Below are 17,116 nucleotides of genomic sequence, written 5' to 3' on the forward strand. Positions count from 1 at the left end.
GCGGCAAGCGAAGCTATCATTTGTTCGTGTTCACTGGTCCTTCACCGGCACCGTACCTATACATGAGCGATGACTGATATTCCGCGCGCCTTCCGGCGTCTCGCGCTTTGCCTTCCACTTTCCCTGCTCGCGGTGCAGCCGCTGGCGGCACAGGGCATCCCGGTGCCGTCCTCGCTCCAGGCAGAGGGGGAGGTTCCCTGGATTTACGAGGGCAGCGACGTCCCGCGCGACGAGGAATGGCTGTTCGGAGAGCTTGATAACGGACTGCGTTACGGCGTTCGCGAGAACGGTGTTCCGCCGGGCCAGGTCTCGATCCGTGTCAGGATCGATGCGGGTTCGCTCTATGAAGAGGACGACGAACTGGGGTATGCCCACTTGCTGGAGCACCTGTTGTTCCGCGAGAGCAAATACCTCGGGATTTCGGAAGCTATACCTACGTGGCAGCGCCTCGGCGCTACCTTCGGCAGCGACACCAACGCCGAGACCAGCCCGACGCACACGGTCTACAAACTGGACCTCCCGAATGTAGACCCGGCGAAGCTGGAAGAGAGCATGAAGCTGCTTTCCGGCATGGTCCGCGCGCCTGTCCTGTCGGATTCCAATGTCGCTACCGAAGTGCCAATCGTTCTGGCAGAGAAGCGCGAACGTGGCGGCGTGAACGAGCGCGTTTCCGAAGCGTCCTTGCAGACGCTCTTCGCCGGTCAGCGGCTGGCGGAGCGGATCACGATCGGCACTGACGAGAGCCTTCGCGGCGCTACCGGCGCTTCGGTGCAGGCCTTCTACGACCGCTGGTACCGCCCGGAAAACACGGTGATCTCCGTGGTCGGCGATCTCGACCCGGTGCTCTTTGCGAGCCTCATCGAAAAATACTTTGCCGATTGGGCGGTTGCGGGCGAGCCGGTGCCTGCCCCGGCCTTCGGCGATCCCCTCCCGCCAGCGGGGGCGAATGTAGCCAATCCGGTAGGCGATGTTGCAGTCATAGTAGAGCCGTCGCTGCCGCGCGCATTCACATATGGCTACTTCAGGCCCTGGCGACAGGTTCTTGACACCATCGTCTACAATGAAGGCCGCCTGCGCGAGCAGCTTGCGCTCCAACTGATCAACCGCCGGTTGGAGGCGCGCGCGCGTTCGGGCGGCAGTTTCCTCTACGCCCAGGCGAACGAGGCGAAGATCAGCCGGTCGACGCACGTCACGCTGGTCCAGTTTGCACCGCTGACGGAAGATTGGGAGCAGGCGCTTGCCGATGTCCGTTCAGTCATCGCCGATGCACTCGCCAACCCTCCGACGCGCGAGGAAATGGAGCGCGAACTCCAGGAAATGGAAGTCGGCTACACCAATCTGGTCGAACAGCGCTCGGTCCTTGCCGGATCGGGCTATGCCGACGATCTGGTCAATGCGGTCGACATCCGAGAGGCGATTGCTGCGCCCGAAACCTTCCTGATGGTGTTCAATTCCATGCGCGAAAAGGCCACGCCGGAAAACGTGCTGGAGGAAACGCGCAAGCTGTTCAGCGGCAACGTCGTTCGCGCGACCTATATCACCCCGGCCGCCGACGAAGCGACCGAGGAGAGCCTTGCCGCGGCCCTTTCCGCACAGGTCGATGCCAGCGACGATGCCAGGCTGGCCGCACAGACCATCTCCTTCGACGAGCTTCCCCCCGTCGGGGAGCCGGGCGAAGTGGTTGCAAGGGTTCCCCATTCCATCGGCGATGTAGAGCGGGTCGAATTTGCCAATGGCGTCAAGGCGCTGTTGCTGGCCAACAATCACGAACCCGGCCGCGTCGCGGTGAAGGTCCGCTTCGGCGGCGGCTTGCGCGCGTTCGACGAAGACGAGGCCGCGATCATTCAGCTGGGCGAGGGTGCACTTATCCAGTCGGGCCTTGGCGAACTGGGTCAGGAAGAGCTCGACCGCCTCGCAACGGGTCGCAAGATGGGCTTTGACTTCGCGATCGGCGAAGGCGCGTTCTCCTTCAATGCGCAGACCCGTAGGCAGGACCTTGCCGACCAGCTCTATCTGTTCGCCGCGAAGCTGGGCATGCCCCGCTGGGACGCCGCCCCCCTGGAACGCGCGAAAGCCGCTGCCCGGCTCGCTTACCAGAGCTATGGAGCAAGCCCTGCCGGTATCATCAATCGTGATCTCGAATATTATCTCTACGGGCAGGACCGGCGCTTCCTTACGCCGACACCTGAAATGCTCGATGCGGTTTCGCTGGCCGAATTCCGCGACACATGGACGCCGGCCTTGCAGCAGGGGCCGATCGAAGTCCTGATCTTCGGCGATTACGACAAGGAAGCGGCCATTGAGACCCTGCGGGGCACGTTCGGTGCCCTGCCGACGCGCGCGCCGCTGCCTGCCGATGTCGCATCTGGCCAGTTCGGCTTTGCAACACCCGGCGAGACCCTCGTTCGCAACCATTCGGGAGAAGCCGACCAGGCTGCCGCCGTAATTGCTTGGCCGGTGGGTGCAGGCCCGAAGGAAATCCGCAAGTCACGGCAGCTCGCAATCTTGACGGAGGTGTTCAACAACCGACTTCGCGATGCAATGCGCGAACGTGCGGGGGCCAGCTATGCGCCCGTGGTTCGCCTGGATTGGCCGACAGACGTGGAAACCGGCGGCACCGTCACGGCGCTGGCGCAGCTGCGCCCGTCAGATGTCCCGACCTTTTTCCGCGAGGCAGACCGCATTGCCAGCGAGTTGACCGTAACGCCGCCGAGCGAGGACGAGCTTGCCCGCGCGACGGAGCCGCTCCGCAATTATTACGAGCGGATTTCGAGCGGGAATTACTTCTTCCTGCTCGAGTTGGAGAATTCGACGATCGATCCGCGTCGCATGATGGCCTTGCGCGGTTTGCTGAACGACTACTCCAGCACCACTCCCGAAGCGATGCTGACGTTGGCCCAGGAATACTTTGCCGGGACGCCGGGCTGGCGCATGGCAGTTATCCCCGAAGGCCAGGAACTGGCTACTGCAGCCACCGCATCGGGAGCAGCTGCGACGGGTCGCTGAGACCCGATCACGGCAATCGCGCTTTTGCGCTGGCCAAGTTTATGCTGCTTGCGCGAAAAGGGCGGATGCGGTTGCGTGGACGACCGCATTTATTGGAAGAATGGAATTGTAATGGCACGCGAATGGGCACCCGATAGCTGGCAGGACTTCGAAGCACGGCACCTGCCGCGCTATGAAGACGCCGCTGCGCTGGAGGAAGCGACGACTGCGCTGTCGAGCCATCCGCCTCTCGTCTTTGCCGGTGAAGCGCGCGCGCTGAAGGCCGATCTTGCCGAGGTGGCAGAGGGCAAGGCCTTCCTGCTGCAGGGCGGGGACTGCGCCGAAAGCTTCGCAGAATTCCATCCCAACAACATCCGCGACACTTTCCGCGTGCTGCTGCAGATGGCCGTCGTCATGACCTTCGCCAGCAAGAAGCCTGTCGTGAAGGTCGGACGCATGGCGGGTCAGTTCGCCAAGCCGCGCAGCTCGGATACCGAAACGCAGGGCGACATGACCCTGCCTAGCTACTTTGGCGACAACATCAACGGGATCGATTTCAATCCGGAAAGCCGATTCAACGACCCGCAACGTATGGTTCGCGCCTATTTCCAGGCATCGTCTACACTCAACTTGCTGCGCGCTTTCGCAGGTGGCGGTTATGCGAACCTGCGCCAGGTGCACCAGTGGACGCTCGATTTCATGGGTCGCAGCCCCTGGGCAGACAAGTTCGGAAATCTTGCCGATCGCATCGGTGAAGCGCTCGATTTCATGGAAGCATGCGGCATCGATCCGGCAACCGTCCCGCAATTGCAGGGCACCAGCTTCTATACCAGCCACGAAGCGTTGCTGCTGCCTTACGAGCAGGCGCTGACGCGCCAGGACAGCCTGACGGGCGACTGGTACGACACCAGCGCCCATATGGTCTGGATCGGGGACCGCACCCGCTTCGAAGGCAGCGCGCACATCGAATTCGCGCGCGGTATCGGAAATCCGCTCGGTATGAAATGCGGCCCCAGCCTCGAGACGGATGCGCTTTTGAAGCTGCTCGACACGCTCAATCCAGCGCGAGAGCCGGGCCGGATCACGCTGATCAGCCGCTTCGGGCACGATAAGGTCGAAGACGGACTGCCGCGCCTCGTTCGCGCGGTGAAGGCCGAAGGACACCCGGTGGTGTGGAGCTGCGACCCGATGCACGGCAATGTCGTAAAATCGGACAGTGGCTACAAGACGCGGCCATTCGACCGCATCCTGACCGAAGTGAAGGGTTTTTTCGCAGTGCACCGTGCAGAGGGCACCCATCCGGGAGGCATCCACGTCGAGATGACCGGCCAGGATGTGACAGAGTGCGTCGGCGGCGCTGTCGCCATTACCGACGAAGCGTTGAAGGATCGATACCACACGCATTGCGACCCGCGCCTCAACGCCGCGCAGTCGCTGGAACTGGCTTTCCTGATCGCAGAAACGCTCAATGCCGAGCACGAGCAGGTGAGAGCCGACGCGGCCTAGCGCCCTTAGTCTAGGTAGCTTTCCTTAGTCGCTTCCTGACCCGGACTTCGCATCCGGCTGCCATTCCTGCCGCAAAGGCAGGAGGCATTGCTTGGATACGGGCGCTCATATTGGCAGGATTGATTTGCCTTTGGCAATCGCAGCAGCGGTCGCCTTCTGCGCTGCTGTGGCGGCGGCGCTTGTCTCCTCGGTGATCGCACTTGCGTGCGCCGGAATTGGGCTTGGATTACTGCTGTTCCGCAACTCGCGCCGGGCGAGGCGGCTCGCATCGCGAAACTGCCAGTTGGCCCGCAGTGTTGCTCACTTGGAGGTTGCGGAAGGCTTGGCTGGAATTGGCCGGTGGTGTGTGGAGTTACCCGAGGAACGGCATATCTGGTCAGAAGAGATGTGCCATATCGCCGGCTTGCCCAAGGGAACGGCCCCGACGCACCAACTACTTGCCCGCCTAATGCCGGACGGCCTTTCCCAATTGCGAACCACATTGGGTGCTCACGCCATCGACCCCATGCCCTATGTCGTGGAATTCGACGTCGTCCTGCGCACAGGCGAAGAGCGGGTGCTAAGAGCACGCGCGCGCAATGATTTTGGTCCTGACGGTGAACGTGAGCGCGTCTTCATGGTCGTAAGGGACGTAACGGAAGACTATGCCGTCGTTCGGCAGGTCGAGGAAGAAAAGAAGCGCGCCCTCGAACTCGCGGCGGAAGCGCAAAAGGAAGCGAATACGGACGCCCTGACAGGGCTGGCCAGCAGGCGAGCGATCATGGCTTCGCTGGACCGGTCTATCCTCGAAGCACAGAGGTCGCATGCCGATTATTCGATCGTCATCTTCGACATCGATCATTTCAAGCAGATCAACGATCGCCACGGACACACGGTGGGCGACCGCGTCCTCAGCCACCTTTCCGAAATCGTCGTGCGCCAGGCGCGTGGGGCTGACCATGTGGGCAGGGTTGGCGGGGAGGAGTTTCTCTGGTTGCTCCCCAATTGCGATGCAAAAGCGGCCTTCGATGCTGCAGAACGTTTGCGCTGGGCGATCGAGGCCGGGACGCATTCTGCACCCATTCCCGAAATCACGATCAGTGCGGGTTATGCGACCTTGGCGCCGGGTGAGGGTGCGCTGACACTTTTCGCCCGAGCCGATGCCGCGCTTTATGAGGCAAAGCGCAACGGACGGAACCGCGTTGCCGATGCGGCGTGATGGCACCAAAACCATCAAAGGTTAGCGTGTTGAAAACAGGTGGTTTACCCCCCTTTCGTGCCGGATGATTTTTCTTCATGATGGCAGCGATTGCCGGAACCGGCAGTGATTTGAGCAATTGGGAACACTGAACCATTTGGGGGAGCGCGCCGATCACTTATCGCGCGGCACTGCAGAACATCAGCCCCGCAGGGCTAGCTAACGATTTCGCAGCGACCCGTTCGCTCAGCGAAGCGCTGGTCGAACCGCTTTCCGAAGCGGACGCGACACTCCAGTCGATGGAAGACGCTTCGCCCGCCAAGTGGCACCTCGCGCATACGACTTGGTTCTGGGAGACGTTCCTCCTGCGCGACCACCTCGACGGATATAGACTGTACGACGATAGCTGGCCGTTCGTGTTCAACTCCTATTACGAGGCCGAGGGCGAGCGTATCCACCGCTTCACTCGCGGGATGCTGTCGCGCCCGACATTGGCGGAAATCGTTGATTGGCGAACAAAGGTCGATGAGGCGATGAAGCCCCTTTACGAACGGGAAGAGCTGCGGCCCCTGATCGAACTCGGAATCGCGCATGAACAGCAGCACCAGGAACTGCTGCTGACGGATATCAAACACGCCCTGTTCCAGAACCCGCTCGGCGTGGCGATGTGGCAGGATGCTATCACTCCTCCTGCGAAGACTGCCTCAGGAAAATGGCATTCCCACCCCGGCGGTATCGCGCGGATCGGGCATCAGGAACCGGGATTCGCATTCGACAACGAGGGCCCGGATCACCGCGTCCTGCTGGAGCCGTTCGAACTTTCCGCCGGTCTGGTCACAAATGGCGAGTGGGTCGAATTCATTGCCGACGGCGGCTACGAAACCGCATCGCTCTGGCTGTCGGACGGCTGGGCGTGGGTTAAGGAAAACGGCATTGCTGCGCCGCTGTACTGGCGCGGCGAGGAGGCTTTCACGCATTGCGGCTGGCAAGACAGGGACCCGGACGCTCCTGTGACCCACATCTCCTATTTCGAGGCCGATGCCTTCGCAACCTGGGCTGGCAAGCGGCTTCCGACGGAATTCGAGTGGGAAGCCATCGCAAGGGGGCAGGAGGGCGAGCTTGTCGCGCATGATCCGGCTGCCGGAAACCAGCTCGACGCGGCTGCCCCGCCGATTCCGGTCGGCAGCGACGGATTGTTTGGGGACTGCTGGCAATTCACACGTTCAGCATACCTGCCCTATCCGCGTTTCCAGCCCGCCGAAGGTGCGGTTGGCGAATACAATGGCAAATTCATGAGCGGGCAGTTCGTCCTCAAGGGCGCAAGCTGCGCGACGGCGCGCGGGCATTCGCGCGTTAGCTATCGCAATTTCTTTTACCCGCACCAGCGCTGGCAGTTCACCGGCCTGAGGCTCGCGAGGGACGTATGACTGCAAATCAAGGGATCGCATTGGTCGAGCGCGATGAGGACGGGGTCGACAAGGCCTTTCGCAGCGATGTACTGGCTGGCTTGCAACAGACGCAAAAGGCAATCCCTGCGCGCTGGCTCTACGACGATGCCGGCTCACAATTGTTCGAAGACATCACGTCGCTTGAGGAATATTACCCGACCCGCGCGGAAACACAGATTCTCGAAGCGCGGAAGGACGAATTTCGCCGGCTGATCGGCGCGGATCGCGCAGTCGTCGAGTTCGGGTCTGGCAGCTCGGTCAAGACCCCGTTGTTGCTCGAGGCAATCGCCCCTGCGGCCTATGTTCCGCTGGATATTTCCGGCGATTTCCTGCGCCAGTCGTCCGCCGCCCTGGCAAAGAAATTCCCTGGCTTGCCCGTGCTTCCCGTCGAAGCGGATTTCATGAAGCAGGTCACCCTGCCTGCCGAAGTCGAAGAGATGCGAAAACTTGGCTTCTTCCCGGGATCGACGATCGGCAACATGGTCGCCCGCACTGCGGTCGACCTTTTGCGTTCCATGCGGGCAACACTGGGCGGCACCGAGGGAGAGAGACCGTTGCTCCTGATCGGTATGGATCTGGTGAAAGACGTTGCCGTCCTCGAAGCGGCTTATGACGATGCAAGGGGTGTAACGGCCGAATTCAATCTCAACCTTGTGCGGCGCATAAATCGCGAATTGGATGGCACGATCCCCGTCGACGATTTTGTTCACAGGGCTATCTGGAACGATGATTTCTCGCGGATCGAGATGCATCTCGAAGCGAAGTGCGACATGGATTTCGAAGTCTGCGAACAGCGCTTTTCCATGGCTGCGGGCGAGACGATCCACACCGAAAATAGCCACAAATTTAGCCCACGCAGTGCGAATCTCTTGCTGCTGGCTGGCGGCTGGACGCCCATGGCGCGCTGGACCGACGACAAGGACCGGTTCTCGGTAATCCTCGCCGAGGCCAGCGAGCATCGTAACGCTCCGTAATTACCGCTGCGCCGTTCATGGACGATGGGGGATAGCGTCCCTATATCGATGTCATGGAAGGCCAAGCGATCCTGTCGGCAATAGCGGAACTGGTCCGGGCAATCCCGCGTTCGGGGCTGCTCGTCGCCACCATCGTCGCGCTCGTCGCAGGCTGGATCGGATCGATGATGCTGCGCCGCAAGATTGCGGGCGGCAGGCTGGTGCGTTCCGTCAGCACGCTCGCGCTGGTCGGCATTCTCGTCACCGTTTTCCTGCAGGTGGCCCGGTTCGATCCGCGCCTCGACTCGATGACGCAGATCGGCCTGCCCGAGCAGACGATCGTAGGTGCGGAAACCGTCATCCCGATGGCCGCCGATGGCCATTACTGGTTGCGCGCCAATGTGAACGGTGTGCCGACGCGCCTTATGGTCGATACCGGCGCAACACTGACGGCGTTTTCCAGCCGCTCGGCAGATGCCGCAGGGCTCGAACCGAGGCCCGGCGGTCTGCCGGTCATGCTTGGCACTGCTAACGGAACGGTCACGGCCGATCTGACTACGGTGGAAAGCCTGTCCTTCGGCAATATCAAGGCCGAGGGCCTCGATGCGGTCATTGCCCCCAACCTTGGCAACACCAACGTGCTGGGGATGAATTTCCTCTCGCGTCTCGAAGGTTGGCGCGTAGAGAATGGCGACCTCATCCTGACGCCGGGTTCCGCCTTTCCGCAACAGTGAGCGTTTGACGCGGCGGCCTCAGCCGCTAAGCACGGGGGCGATGGCCAGCTCACCCTCGCTACCGCCTCCACCCAAGTTTCACGACCTGCTCGCGCGGGATCGCTTGGCCCTTTTCCTCGATTTCGACGGGACGCTGGTCGAACTCGCGCCAGAACCTGGCGCTATCGATGTGCCGCAGGACATGGTCGATCGCCTCCATCGGCTGCGCGACAGGCTCGATGGCAGGCTGGCGCTCGTGTCCGGTCGCGCGCTCGACGATCTGGAAAACCATCTCGACGATATCATGGTCTGCCGGGCGGGGTCACACGGCGTTTCCCGACTGTTGGCCGACGGTTCGCGCTTGGGGCGGGCGCCCGAGGGGCTGCCCGACCCGGTTGTCATGCAATTGCGCGAATTCGCGGCCGAACACGGCTTGCTCTATGAACCGAAGAGCCATGGCGGGGCGATCCATTTCCGCAGCGCCCCGGAGAAGGAAGAACAGGCCGTCGCGTTCGCCCGTTCTGTAGCGGAGGCGCACGACTTGCATCTGGCCACCGGCAAATCCATCGCGGAAATCGTGCGACCGGGCGCCAACAAGGGCGGGGCGGTCCGAGCTTTCCTGTCGGAACAACCGTTTGCAGGTTCGCTACCGGTATTCGTCGGGGACGACACGACCGACGAAGACGGCATGGCGGCTGCAAACGAATGCGGAGGTTTTGGCATTGCCGTGGGTGAGCGCGACAGCGACAACGCCCGTTATCACCTGAGCGGCGTGAGTGCCGTGCATCAATGGCTGGAACTGTGACACAAAGCTCTCTCGAACTTTTTCCTATCGGCAATTGCCAGGTCAGCGCCCTTGTGGACGAGCGTGCTGGCTTCGTCTGGGGCTGTGTTCCGCGCGTCGATGGCGATCCGGTCTTCTGCTCGCTGCTGAATGGCGACAAGGTGGACGAGGGCGTTTGGCGCTTCGAGCTGGAAGGGCAGGTGTCGTCGAGCCAGCACTACGAACGTAATACTCCAATTCTCGTCACCCGCCTCGAAGCCGAGGACGGAAGTGCGGTTGAAATCACCGATTTCGCGCCGCGTTATGAAGGATCGGGGAGAATGTATCGCCCGGTTGCCTTCATCCGCATCGTGCGCCCCGTTGCGGGCGCGCCGCGGCTGCGCGTGCGTCTTGCGCCCCTCTATGGCTATGGCAGCGCAGAGGCCACGACGACCAACGGCACCAACCACATCCGTTACCAGCTTGGCGACCAGACCATGCGCCTCTCGACCGATGCCCCGGTCGGCTACGTCCTCGAAGGAAGAAGCTATCGGGTGGAGGCGGACCAGCACTTCTTCCTCGGCCCGGACGAACCCTTCGTCGGTAATATCCGCAGCGAAATCAGGCGGATGGAAGCCAATACGCGCAAGTACTGGCAACACTGGGTTCGTGGCCTGCACATCCCGCTGGAATGGCAGGAAGAGACCATTCGTGCGGCCATCACGCTCAAGCTTTGTCAGCACGAGGAAACGGGCGCCATCGTTGCCGCGCTTACGACTTCGATCCCCGAAGCAGCGGGGAGCGAGCGCAACTGGGACTATCGCTACTGCTGGATCAGGGACAGCTACTACACCGTGCAGGCGCTCAACCGCCTCGGCGCGCTGGATGTGCTGGAGAAGTATCTCGCCTATCTGCGCAATATAATCGACAAGGCGCGCGGAGGGCAGATCCAGCCGCTCTATTCCGTCATGGGCGAAGCCGAACTGCACGAGAGCTTTGCCGAGAACCTCGCGGGCTATCGCGGGATGGGGCCGGTTCGCGTCGGCAATGCCGCGTACAAGCAGGTTCAGTACGATTGTTACGGCCAGATCGTCATGCCTACCGCGCAGGCGTTCTTCGACACCCGACTGCTTCGAATGGCGGACGAGACCGATTTCGCCCATCTCGAGGAAGTGGGCGAGGCTGCCTGGGCCAAGCACGACAAGCCCGATGCGGGTCTTTGGGAATTCCGTACGAGGCAGGAAGTCCATACCTATTCGGCCGTGATGTGCTGGGCGGCGTGCGACCGTCTGGCCAATGTCGCTGCGCGCCTCGGCAAGGGCGACCGGGTGCGGTACTGGAAGGACCGCGCAGAGGCGATCCGCGCCAAGATCGAAGAAAACGCATGGAGCGAGGAGGGCGACCATTACGGCGCCAGCTTCGAAAGCGATTATCTCGACGCGAGCCTGCTCCAGATGGTGGAACTTCGCTATCTCGCGCCCGACGACGAGCGCTTCCTGAAGACCTTTGCTGCGGTGGAACGCGACTTGCGGCGCGGCGACCATATGCTCCGTTATGCGGCCGAGGACGATTTCGGTGCGCCCGAGACGGCATTCAACGTCTGCACCTTCTGGTTGATCGAGGCGCTGCACCTTACGGGCCGAAGCAGCGAGGCGCGCGACCTCTTCTGCGCCATGCTGAGCCACACCACGAAATCCGGCCTAATGAGTGAGGATCTCGATTACGAGACAGGCGAACTTTGGGGGAACTTCCCTCAGACCTACTCGCTGGTTGGAATAATAAACTCGGTCGGATTGTTATCGAAACCATGGAGTGACGTCAGGTGAGCCAAGAAGCGCGTCTTGTGGTCGTCTCCAACCGGGTGGCAGTGCCCAAGGCGCGCGGTGCGGCAGGAGCCCAGGGCGGGCTCGCAGGGGCATTGAATGCCGCGCTCAAGGATCGCAGCGGGGTCTGGTTTGGCTGGTCCGGCGAAGAGGCCGAAGAGCATTCGGGCGAAATTTCAACGCAAACTACCGACGGCGTGACGACTGCTACGATCGATCTCTCGAAACGCGACGTCGACGAATATTACAATGGCTATGCCAATTCGACCCTCTGGCCGCTGTTCCACTACCGTCTCGACCTTGCCGAGTATGAGCGCGAAACCGGCAAGGGCTACGAGCGCGTCAACGAACGCTTCGCGGAAACGCTGCACCCGCTGATCGAGGACGATGACATCGTCTGGGTCCACGACTACCACCTCATCCCTTTGGGAGAGAGGCTTCGGTCTCGCGGTGTCAAAAACCGGATCGGCTTCTTCCTGCATATTCCGTGGCCGCCGACGCGCCTGTTCGTCTCGCTACCCTATCACGAGCGGCTGGTGCGCACGATGCTGCACTATGACCTGCTCGGTTTCCAGACGCAGGAATGGCTGGACAGCTTCCTCCACTATTGCCGCACCGAACTGGGCGCCGAGGTCGACGATGCCACCGGCTCGATCACGCTGGACGGTCGCACCACAATTGCGCGCGCCTATCCAATCGGCATCGACTGGGACCATTTCACCGGCCTGAAAGATACAGGCGATTCTCGCCAGGCGGAACAGCGGCTTCTCAGCTCGACCCGTCGCCGGACCGCGATGATCGGTGTCGACCGGCTCGATTACTCCAAGGGCCTGCCGGAGCGCCTAGACGGCATCAGCCGCTTTTTCGATCGCTTTCCCGACCGTGTCCGCGACCTTGTCTTCATCCAGATTGCGCCGCCCAGCCGGGAGGATGTCGAAAGCTATCAGCAAATTCGCGCCCTGCTTGAACAGAAAGCCGGACAAATCAACGGCGCACGAAGCGAGGTCGATGTCGTCCCGGTGCGGTATGTGAACCGCGGTTACAGCCACGCGGAGCTCTACGGTTTTTTCCGCGCTGCCAAGATCGGTCTCGTCACGCCGCTGCGCGACGGAATGAATTTGGTAGCAAAGGAATATCTCGCCGCACAGGATCCCGAAGACCCGGGCGTCCTGATCCTGTCGAGGTTTGCCGGTGCGGCAGCTCAGATGCAGGATGCGCTGCTCGTCAATCCGCACAGCCCGGACGATCTGTCTCACGCAATTGCGACTGCACTCGATATGCCGCTTGAGGAACGACGCAGGCGCTACGAAGCGCTGATTTCCACGGTTCGCGATGACAATGTCCAGGACTGGACCAGCAACTTCCTGCGCGATCTGGATGCGCGCTAGGCGAGATCTAGAGCATCACCCGCTTTTCGGGCGAATCGCGCCATCGGCCGGCCTTTTGCTCCAGATGTTCCATTAAACTGCGATGCTGCGGTCGCTCGGCGCGCGCTTTCAGGACAAGATTGACCTCGTGCAACAGCATCTTGGCGTTGAACGGTTTGCGGATGAAGGCTTGGGCGCCGTTGTAATAGGCGTGACTTTCATCATCCGCACCTGATAATCCGGTGAACATGATAACGGGCAGGTCGTAATTTTCTGCAGAACTGCGCAGCGACCGAAGCACTTGTGCCCCTGTCATCCCCGGCATGTCATGATCCAGCAGCAGAAGATCAGGCCTGCGCCAACGCAACAGGTCGAGGGCTTTTTCGCCATCTGGCACCCAGCCGCATACGTGACCTGCTTCGAACAGGATTTTGCTGGCCATGTCCGCGATGATTTCGTCATCGTCTGCAATGATAATCTTTGCCATTCCCGCTGCCCTTCAGTCGCTGCTCGTTCGTTCGGAGCGATAAGGCTGCAATACAAACCCGCGGTGGGCGCGCCTATACGCGTTCGCCCTTAGGGCACATTGCGGGATCAGTGCGTGCCTGCCACACCGCGACCCATGATTCGCGAACCTTTCATCGAAACCGACGGCATCCACAATTTCCGCGATTACGGAGGGTGGGAGACCGCCAACGGGGCGCGGGTGAAGACTGGGCTGCTGTGGCGTTCGGGCCAGCATGTCGATGCCAGCGACGATGACCTAAAAGCGATCGGCAGCTTGCACATCCGCACCGTGATCGACTTACGCGGTCAAAGCGAGCGGGAACGCAATCCCTGCCGCCGGATCGAGGGCTTCGATGGCGAGGTCGTGTTCTACGACGGCGAAACCAGTTCCAGCCCGCCGCACATGGATGTCGACGCGGAAACCACGACAGCCGAGTTTGCGCGCAAGCGAATGATCACCGTCTACACACGAATGCCGCGCAATCCGGCCATGACCGAGATGTTCGGTCGCTATCTGAAAATTCTCGCAGACCGGGAAGGGGCCAGCCTCGTCCATTGCTTTGCCGGCAAGGATCGTACCGGTATCGCGGCCATGCTCTTGCTGCATATTCTTGGCGTCGACCGCGATCGGCAGATGGCGGAATTCCTGCGGACCAACGATGCGCCAAGCATGGATGTGCTGGCCGCGCAGTCGGTGCCGGGGATTGAGGCGCGGCTGGGGCGCAAGCTCGACGATGATGCGGTCAAGGCACTGCTCGGCGTTCAGGAAGACTACCTCGCGACATTCTGGAAAGAGGTTGAGGCAGACCACGGATCGCTCGATCGATACATCGAAGACGCCTTAGGTGTGGATGAACCCCTGCGCGAGCGCCTGCGCAGCGCCTATCTGGCGTGACTCTCGCCCGACCAATCCCCATATATCGCCTTCGCTTCAATTCAGACGATCCAGAGACAGTTTCATGGCTACCCATCGCACCAAAATGCTCATCATCGGTTCCGGCCCGGCCGGTTATTCCGCCGCCATTTACGGCGCGCGTGCGATGATGGAGCCGATCGTGGTGCAGGGCCTCCAGCCCGGCGGCCAGCTGACGATCACGACCGATGTCGAGAATTATCCCGGCTTTCGCGACGTGGTGCAGGGCCCCTGGCTGATGGAGGAAATGAAGGCGCAGGCCGAACATGTCGGCACGCGCATGATGTGGGATACGATCGTCGAGGTCGATCTCGAAAACGGTTCCCCCTTCCGCGCCGTGGGCGACAGCGGCGATGAATATATCGGCGACGTCCTGGTGATCGCCACCGGGGCACAGGCCAAATGGCTCGGCGTTCCGGGTGAACAGGAACTGGGCGGCAAGGGCGTATCGGCCTGCGCCACCTGCGACGGGTTCTTCTATCGCGGCAAGAAAGTCGCCGTCATCGGTGGCGGCAATACCGCTGTCGAAGAAGCTCTGTACCTTACAAACCATTCGGACGACGTCACCCTGATCCACCGCCGCGATGAACTGCGTGCGGAGAAGATCCTGCAGGACCGCCTGCTGAACCACCCCAAGATCTCGGTCCTGTGGAACAAGACGGTCGAAAGCTTCGAGGCGGGTGACAATGGCGCGCTCTCGCACTTGCGGCTACGCGATACGCAGACCGGCGAGGATAGCGATTTTGCCTGCGATGGCGCTTTCGTCGCGATCGGCCATGCGCCCTCGACCGAACTGTTCAAGGGCAAGCTGCCGATGGACGACAGCGGCTATTTGCTGGTGGAAGCGGGAACACCGAAGACGTCGATACCCGGCGTGTTCGCAGCGGGCGACGTGATGGACCATACCTATCGCCAGGCCGTAACCGCAGCCGGCACCGGCTGCATGGCCGCGCTCGACGCCGAGCGCTTCCTCGCGACTCTCGAAGTGGCGGAACGCGAAGCGGCGGAGTAAGATTACCCCGCCGCATTCGCCCTTACAGGTGAATGTCGAAGGTGACGATCGCCGCGTGGAAGATCATCGCCATCAGCACGATGCTCGATAGGGCAAACAGCACGAAACGCACGAGCACGCGGTTGCTGGTTGACTGGACCAGCGAGTGCATGACCCTGAGGCCAACGTAAATCCACGCCAGTAATGCGTTCATGCCGTCGCCGTAGCCGGTTATCGCCAGCACCAGCGCGATGGCGTAGAACACGGTCGGGGCTTCGTGCAGGTGGTTGTAATTGTCGGCCTTCCAGCTGACTTTTTCCGGCAGTTCGGCCCGCAGGCTTGCACCCGTCGTACCGACGAGGTTAGCGGCATCGATCTTCGGATTTCGGCTCATGGCTGGAATGCGGGTACCGTACATCCAGCACCACATGATCATGGTCCAGATCGCCAGCGCCACGACGGGCTGGAGGATGGGCGAGTGTGCGATATCCATCTGACCTCTCCTTAAACGGCGAACATGGTGAGGGTGACGGCACGGACTGCCAGGTAGGCAAGCGCAATTGTCGCCAGCACGAACAGCGGGAAGCGCACCGAGACGGTGTTTACCGTCGCCTGCCAGACCGAGTGAACGATGCGAAGGCCGACATAGAACCAAGCCGCCAGCGCATCGACGCCGGTGCCGCCAAGCAGGGCGATGATCACGACAGCCGGATAGAAGATGGTCGGCTGCTCCATCAGGTGCGCATAGTTATGGGATTTCCACTGCACCTTGTCGGGCAACACGCCTTCGAGGTCCTGTCCCCGACCGCCTGGCTTGGCATTGCCGAGGTCCATTCCGCTCTTCTTCATCGCCGGAAAGCGGGTGAAGGCCATCCACAGCAACATGATGAGCGACCACGCGATCAGCACCGCTGCCGGTGCCAGCATTTGAGCCTGCATTGAAAGAACTCCCTCCCTTTGTGCCCGCATGGGTGATGCGGGCCGCGCCGATTGTCAAACCCCGCGTAGCGTTTCAGCAAAGCTGTCAGCATCTGTGTTGCCGCCGGTGATCATGATGACAGTGCCCTCGTCCAGCATTACCTTCCCGGCAAGCGCCGCCGCGAGCGCTGCGGCGCCACCGGGTTCCACGACGAGGTTGAGCTTCGAAAAGGCAAAGCGCTGCGCCTCGCGCACCTCTTCGTCGGTAACAGTTACTCCGGGCTCGGCGCGCCCGTGAAGCACGTCTAGGTTGATTGGCTTCGTCGCATCGGGCTGCAAGGCGTCGCAAATGGTGGAAGGCGGATCATCGGCTACTTGCACGATTTCGCCTGCCTCCAGCGCTTGTCCGACCATGTCCCACCCGTGCGGCTCGACTACGTGGATCGCGCTTTCAGGGCAGGCGAGTGCGAGGCCGGCTGCCAGTCCGCCACCGCCACAGCACACGATCAGACGTGACGGGGCCCGGCCCAGCTGCTGCTCGATCTCTATACCTGCGCTTCCCTGTCCCTCGATCACCCAGGGATCGCCGAAAGCGTGGACCAGCGTCCCGCCGCGTTCTGCAATCAGTTTGGCTGCGACCTCGTCGCGGTCTTCGCCTGGACGTTGGTAGAGCACGATTTCTGCACCAAGGGCGCGGGTGGCTTCAAGCTTCACCCGCGGCGCGTTGCGCGGCATGACGATGGCAGCCTTGATCCCGAGCTTGCGAGCTGCCCAGGCGACACCTTGCGCGTGATTGCCCGAAGAAACCGCGATAACACCACGCGCCCTTTCTTCCTCGGTCAGGTTCGAAAGCCGCCACCAGCCGCCGCGGATCTTGAAGGCGCCGACAGGCTGGAGGCTCTCGGCCTTCACATGCACTTTTACCCCGCCAACTTCGACAGGAAGCAGCGGGCTCGGCGGCAGGATTTCGGCGATCGATGCGGCGGCATCGATGACGCCCTGTCTCGTCGGTTTGCGCATATCGTCTCGGATCATTTGGCTGCGATAGCGCA

General features: G+C 61.6%; 15 protein-coding genes. 11 read left to right on the forward strand and 4 right to left on the reverse strand.

What is annotated here, in order from left to right; translation table 11 throughout:
* Positions 1-69 precede the first annotated feature (69 nt).
* From GRI34_RS02415 to GRI34_RS02455, 9 genes are all read left to right on the forward strand, one after another.
* Positions 70-3,006: a M16 family metallopeptidase gene (locus tag GRI34_RS02415; protein WP_160594579.1), complete on the forward strand. Its 2,937-nt coding sequence runs from the start codon at positions 70-72 to the stop codon at positions 3,004-3,006.
* 111 nt (positions 3,007-3,117) lie between these two features.
* Positions 3,118-4,491 carry a class II 3-deoxy-7-phosphoheptulonate synthase gene (locus GRI34_RS02420; RefSeq protein ID WP_160594580.1) on the forward strand — a complete coding sequence of 458 codons (1,374 nt, stop codon included), beginning with the start codon at positions 3,118-3,120 and terminating at the stop codon, positions 4,489-4,491.
* A gap of 481 nt (positions 4,492-4,972) precedes the next feature.
* Entirely contained in the window at positions 4,973-5,689 is a 717-nt protein-coding gene (locus GRI34_RS02425) for a GGDEF domain-containing protein (protein ID WP_234028130.1), read from the forward strand.
* 170 nt (positions 5,690-5,859) lie between these two features.
* Positions 5,860-7,095, forward strand: coding sequence for an ergothioneine biosynthesis protein EgtB (gene egtB / locus GRI34_RS02430; RefSeq protein WP_199800203.1), 1,236 nt, complete (start codon positions 5,860-5,862; stop codon positions 7,093-7,095).
* Positions 7,092-8,090, forward strand: coding sequence for an L-histidine N(alpha)-methyltransferase (gene egtD / locus GRI34_RS02435; protein WP_160594582.1), 999 nt, complete (start codon positions 7,092-7,094; stop codon positions 8,088-8,090). The genes egtB and egtD overlap by 4 nt, the downstream gene beginning before the upstream one ends.
* 53 nt (positions 8,091-8,143) lie before the next feature.
* Positions 8,144-8,803, forward strand: coding sequence for a retropepsin-like aspartic protease family protein (locus tag GRI34_RS02440; protein ID WP_160594583.1), 660 nt, complete (start codon positions 8,144-8,146; stop codon positions 8,801-8,803).
* Between the two features lie 40 nt (positions 8,804-8,843).
* Positions 8,844-9,587 (forward strand): trehalose-phosphatase, encoded by a 744-nt coding sequence (otsB, locus tag GRI34_RS02445; protein WP_160594584.1) that lies wholly within the window; start codon positions 8,844-8,846, stop codon positions 9,585-9,587.
* The gene (locus GRI34_RS02450) at positions 9,572-11,371 is read left to right on the forward strand and encodes a glycoside hydrolase family 15 protein (RefSeq protein ID WP_160594585.1); all 1,800 of its coding nucleotides are present in this window, start codon (positions 9,572-9,574) and stop codon (positions 11,369-11,371) included. Before otsB ends, GRI34_RS02450 begins: the two co-directional genes overlap by 16 nt.
* Positions 11,368-12,756: an alpha,alpha-trehalose-phosphate synthase (UDP-forming) gene (locus GRI34_RS02455; protein WP_160594586.1), complete on the forward strand. Its 1,389-nt coding sequence runs from the start codon at positions 11,368-11,370 to the stop codon at positions 12,754-12,756. The genes GRI34_RS02450 and GRI34_RS02455 overlap by 4 nt, the downstream gene beginning before the upstream one ends.
* Positions 12,757-12,763: 7 nt before the next feature.
* Here the strand turns inward: GRI34_RS02455 and GRI34_RS02460 are convergent, their stop codons facing one another.
* On the reverse strand, positions 12,764-13,222 hold the full coding sequence (locus GRI34_RS02460) for a response regulator (RefSeq protein ID WP_160594587.1): 459 nt from the start codon (positions 13,220-13,222) through the stop codon (positions 12,764-12,766).
* A gap of 135 nt (positions 13,223-13,357) precedes the next feature.
* Here GRI34_RS02460 and GRI34_RS02465 point away from each other — a divergent pair, with 135 nt between their 5' ends.
* Together GRI34_RS02465 and trxB are read left to right on the forward strand one after the other, a co-directional pair.
* Complete coding sequence (locus tag GRI34_RS02465; protein ID WP_160594588.1) at positions 13,358-14,137, forward strand: tyrosine-protein phosphatase; 780 nt, start codon at positions 13,358-13,360, stop codon at positions 14,135-14,137.
* A gap of 64 nt (positions 14,138-14,201) precedes the next feature.
* On the forward strand, positions 14,202-15,167 hold the full coding sequence (trxB, locus tag GRI34_RS02470; RefSeq protein WP_160594589.1) for a thioredoxin-disulfide reductase: 966 nt from the start codon (positions 14,202-14,204) through the stop codon (positions 15,165-15,167).
* 22 nt (positions 15,168-15,189) lie between these two features.
* Here trxB and GRI34_RS02475 read toward each other — a convergent pair whose 3' ends face one another.
* Genes GRI34_RS02475 through GRI34_RS02485 form a run of 3 tightly spaced genes read right to left on the reverse strand, consistent with a single transcriptional unit; the run spans position 15,190 to position 17,099 of the window.
* Positions 15,190-15,639 (reverse strand): MAPEG family protein, encoded by a 450-nt coding sequence (locus tag GRI34_RS02475; protein ID WP_160594590.1) that lies wholly within the window; start codon positions 15,637-15,639, stop codon positions 15,190-15,192.
* Between the two features lie 11 nt (positions 15,640-15,650).
* The gene (locus GRI34_RS02480) at positions 15,651-16,085 is read right to left on the reverse strand and encodes an MAPEG family protein (protein ID WP_160594591.1); all 435 of its coding nucleotides are present in this window, start codon (positions 16,083-16,085) and stop codon (positions 15,651-15,653) included.
* Between the two features lie 54 nt (positions 16,086-16,139).
* Positions 16,140-17,099, reverse strand: a complete 960-nt coding sequence (locus GRI34_RS02485) for a threonine ammonia-lyase (RefSeq protein ID WP_160594592.1) — start codon at positions 17,097-17,099, stop codon at positions 16,140-16,142.
* Positions 17,100-17,116 lie beyond the last annotated feature (17 nt).

It is taken from the genome of Qipengyuania aquimaris (assembly GCF_009827445.1).
In the GTDB taxonomy this organism is placed as follows: Bacteria; Pseudomonadota; Alphaproteobacteria; order Sphingomonadales; family Sphingomonadaceae; genus Qipengyuania; species Qipengyuania aquimaris.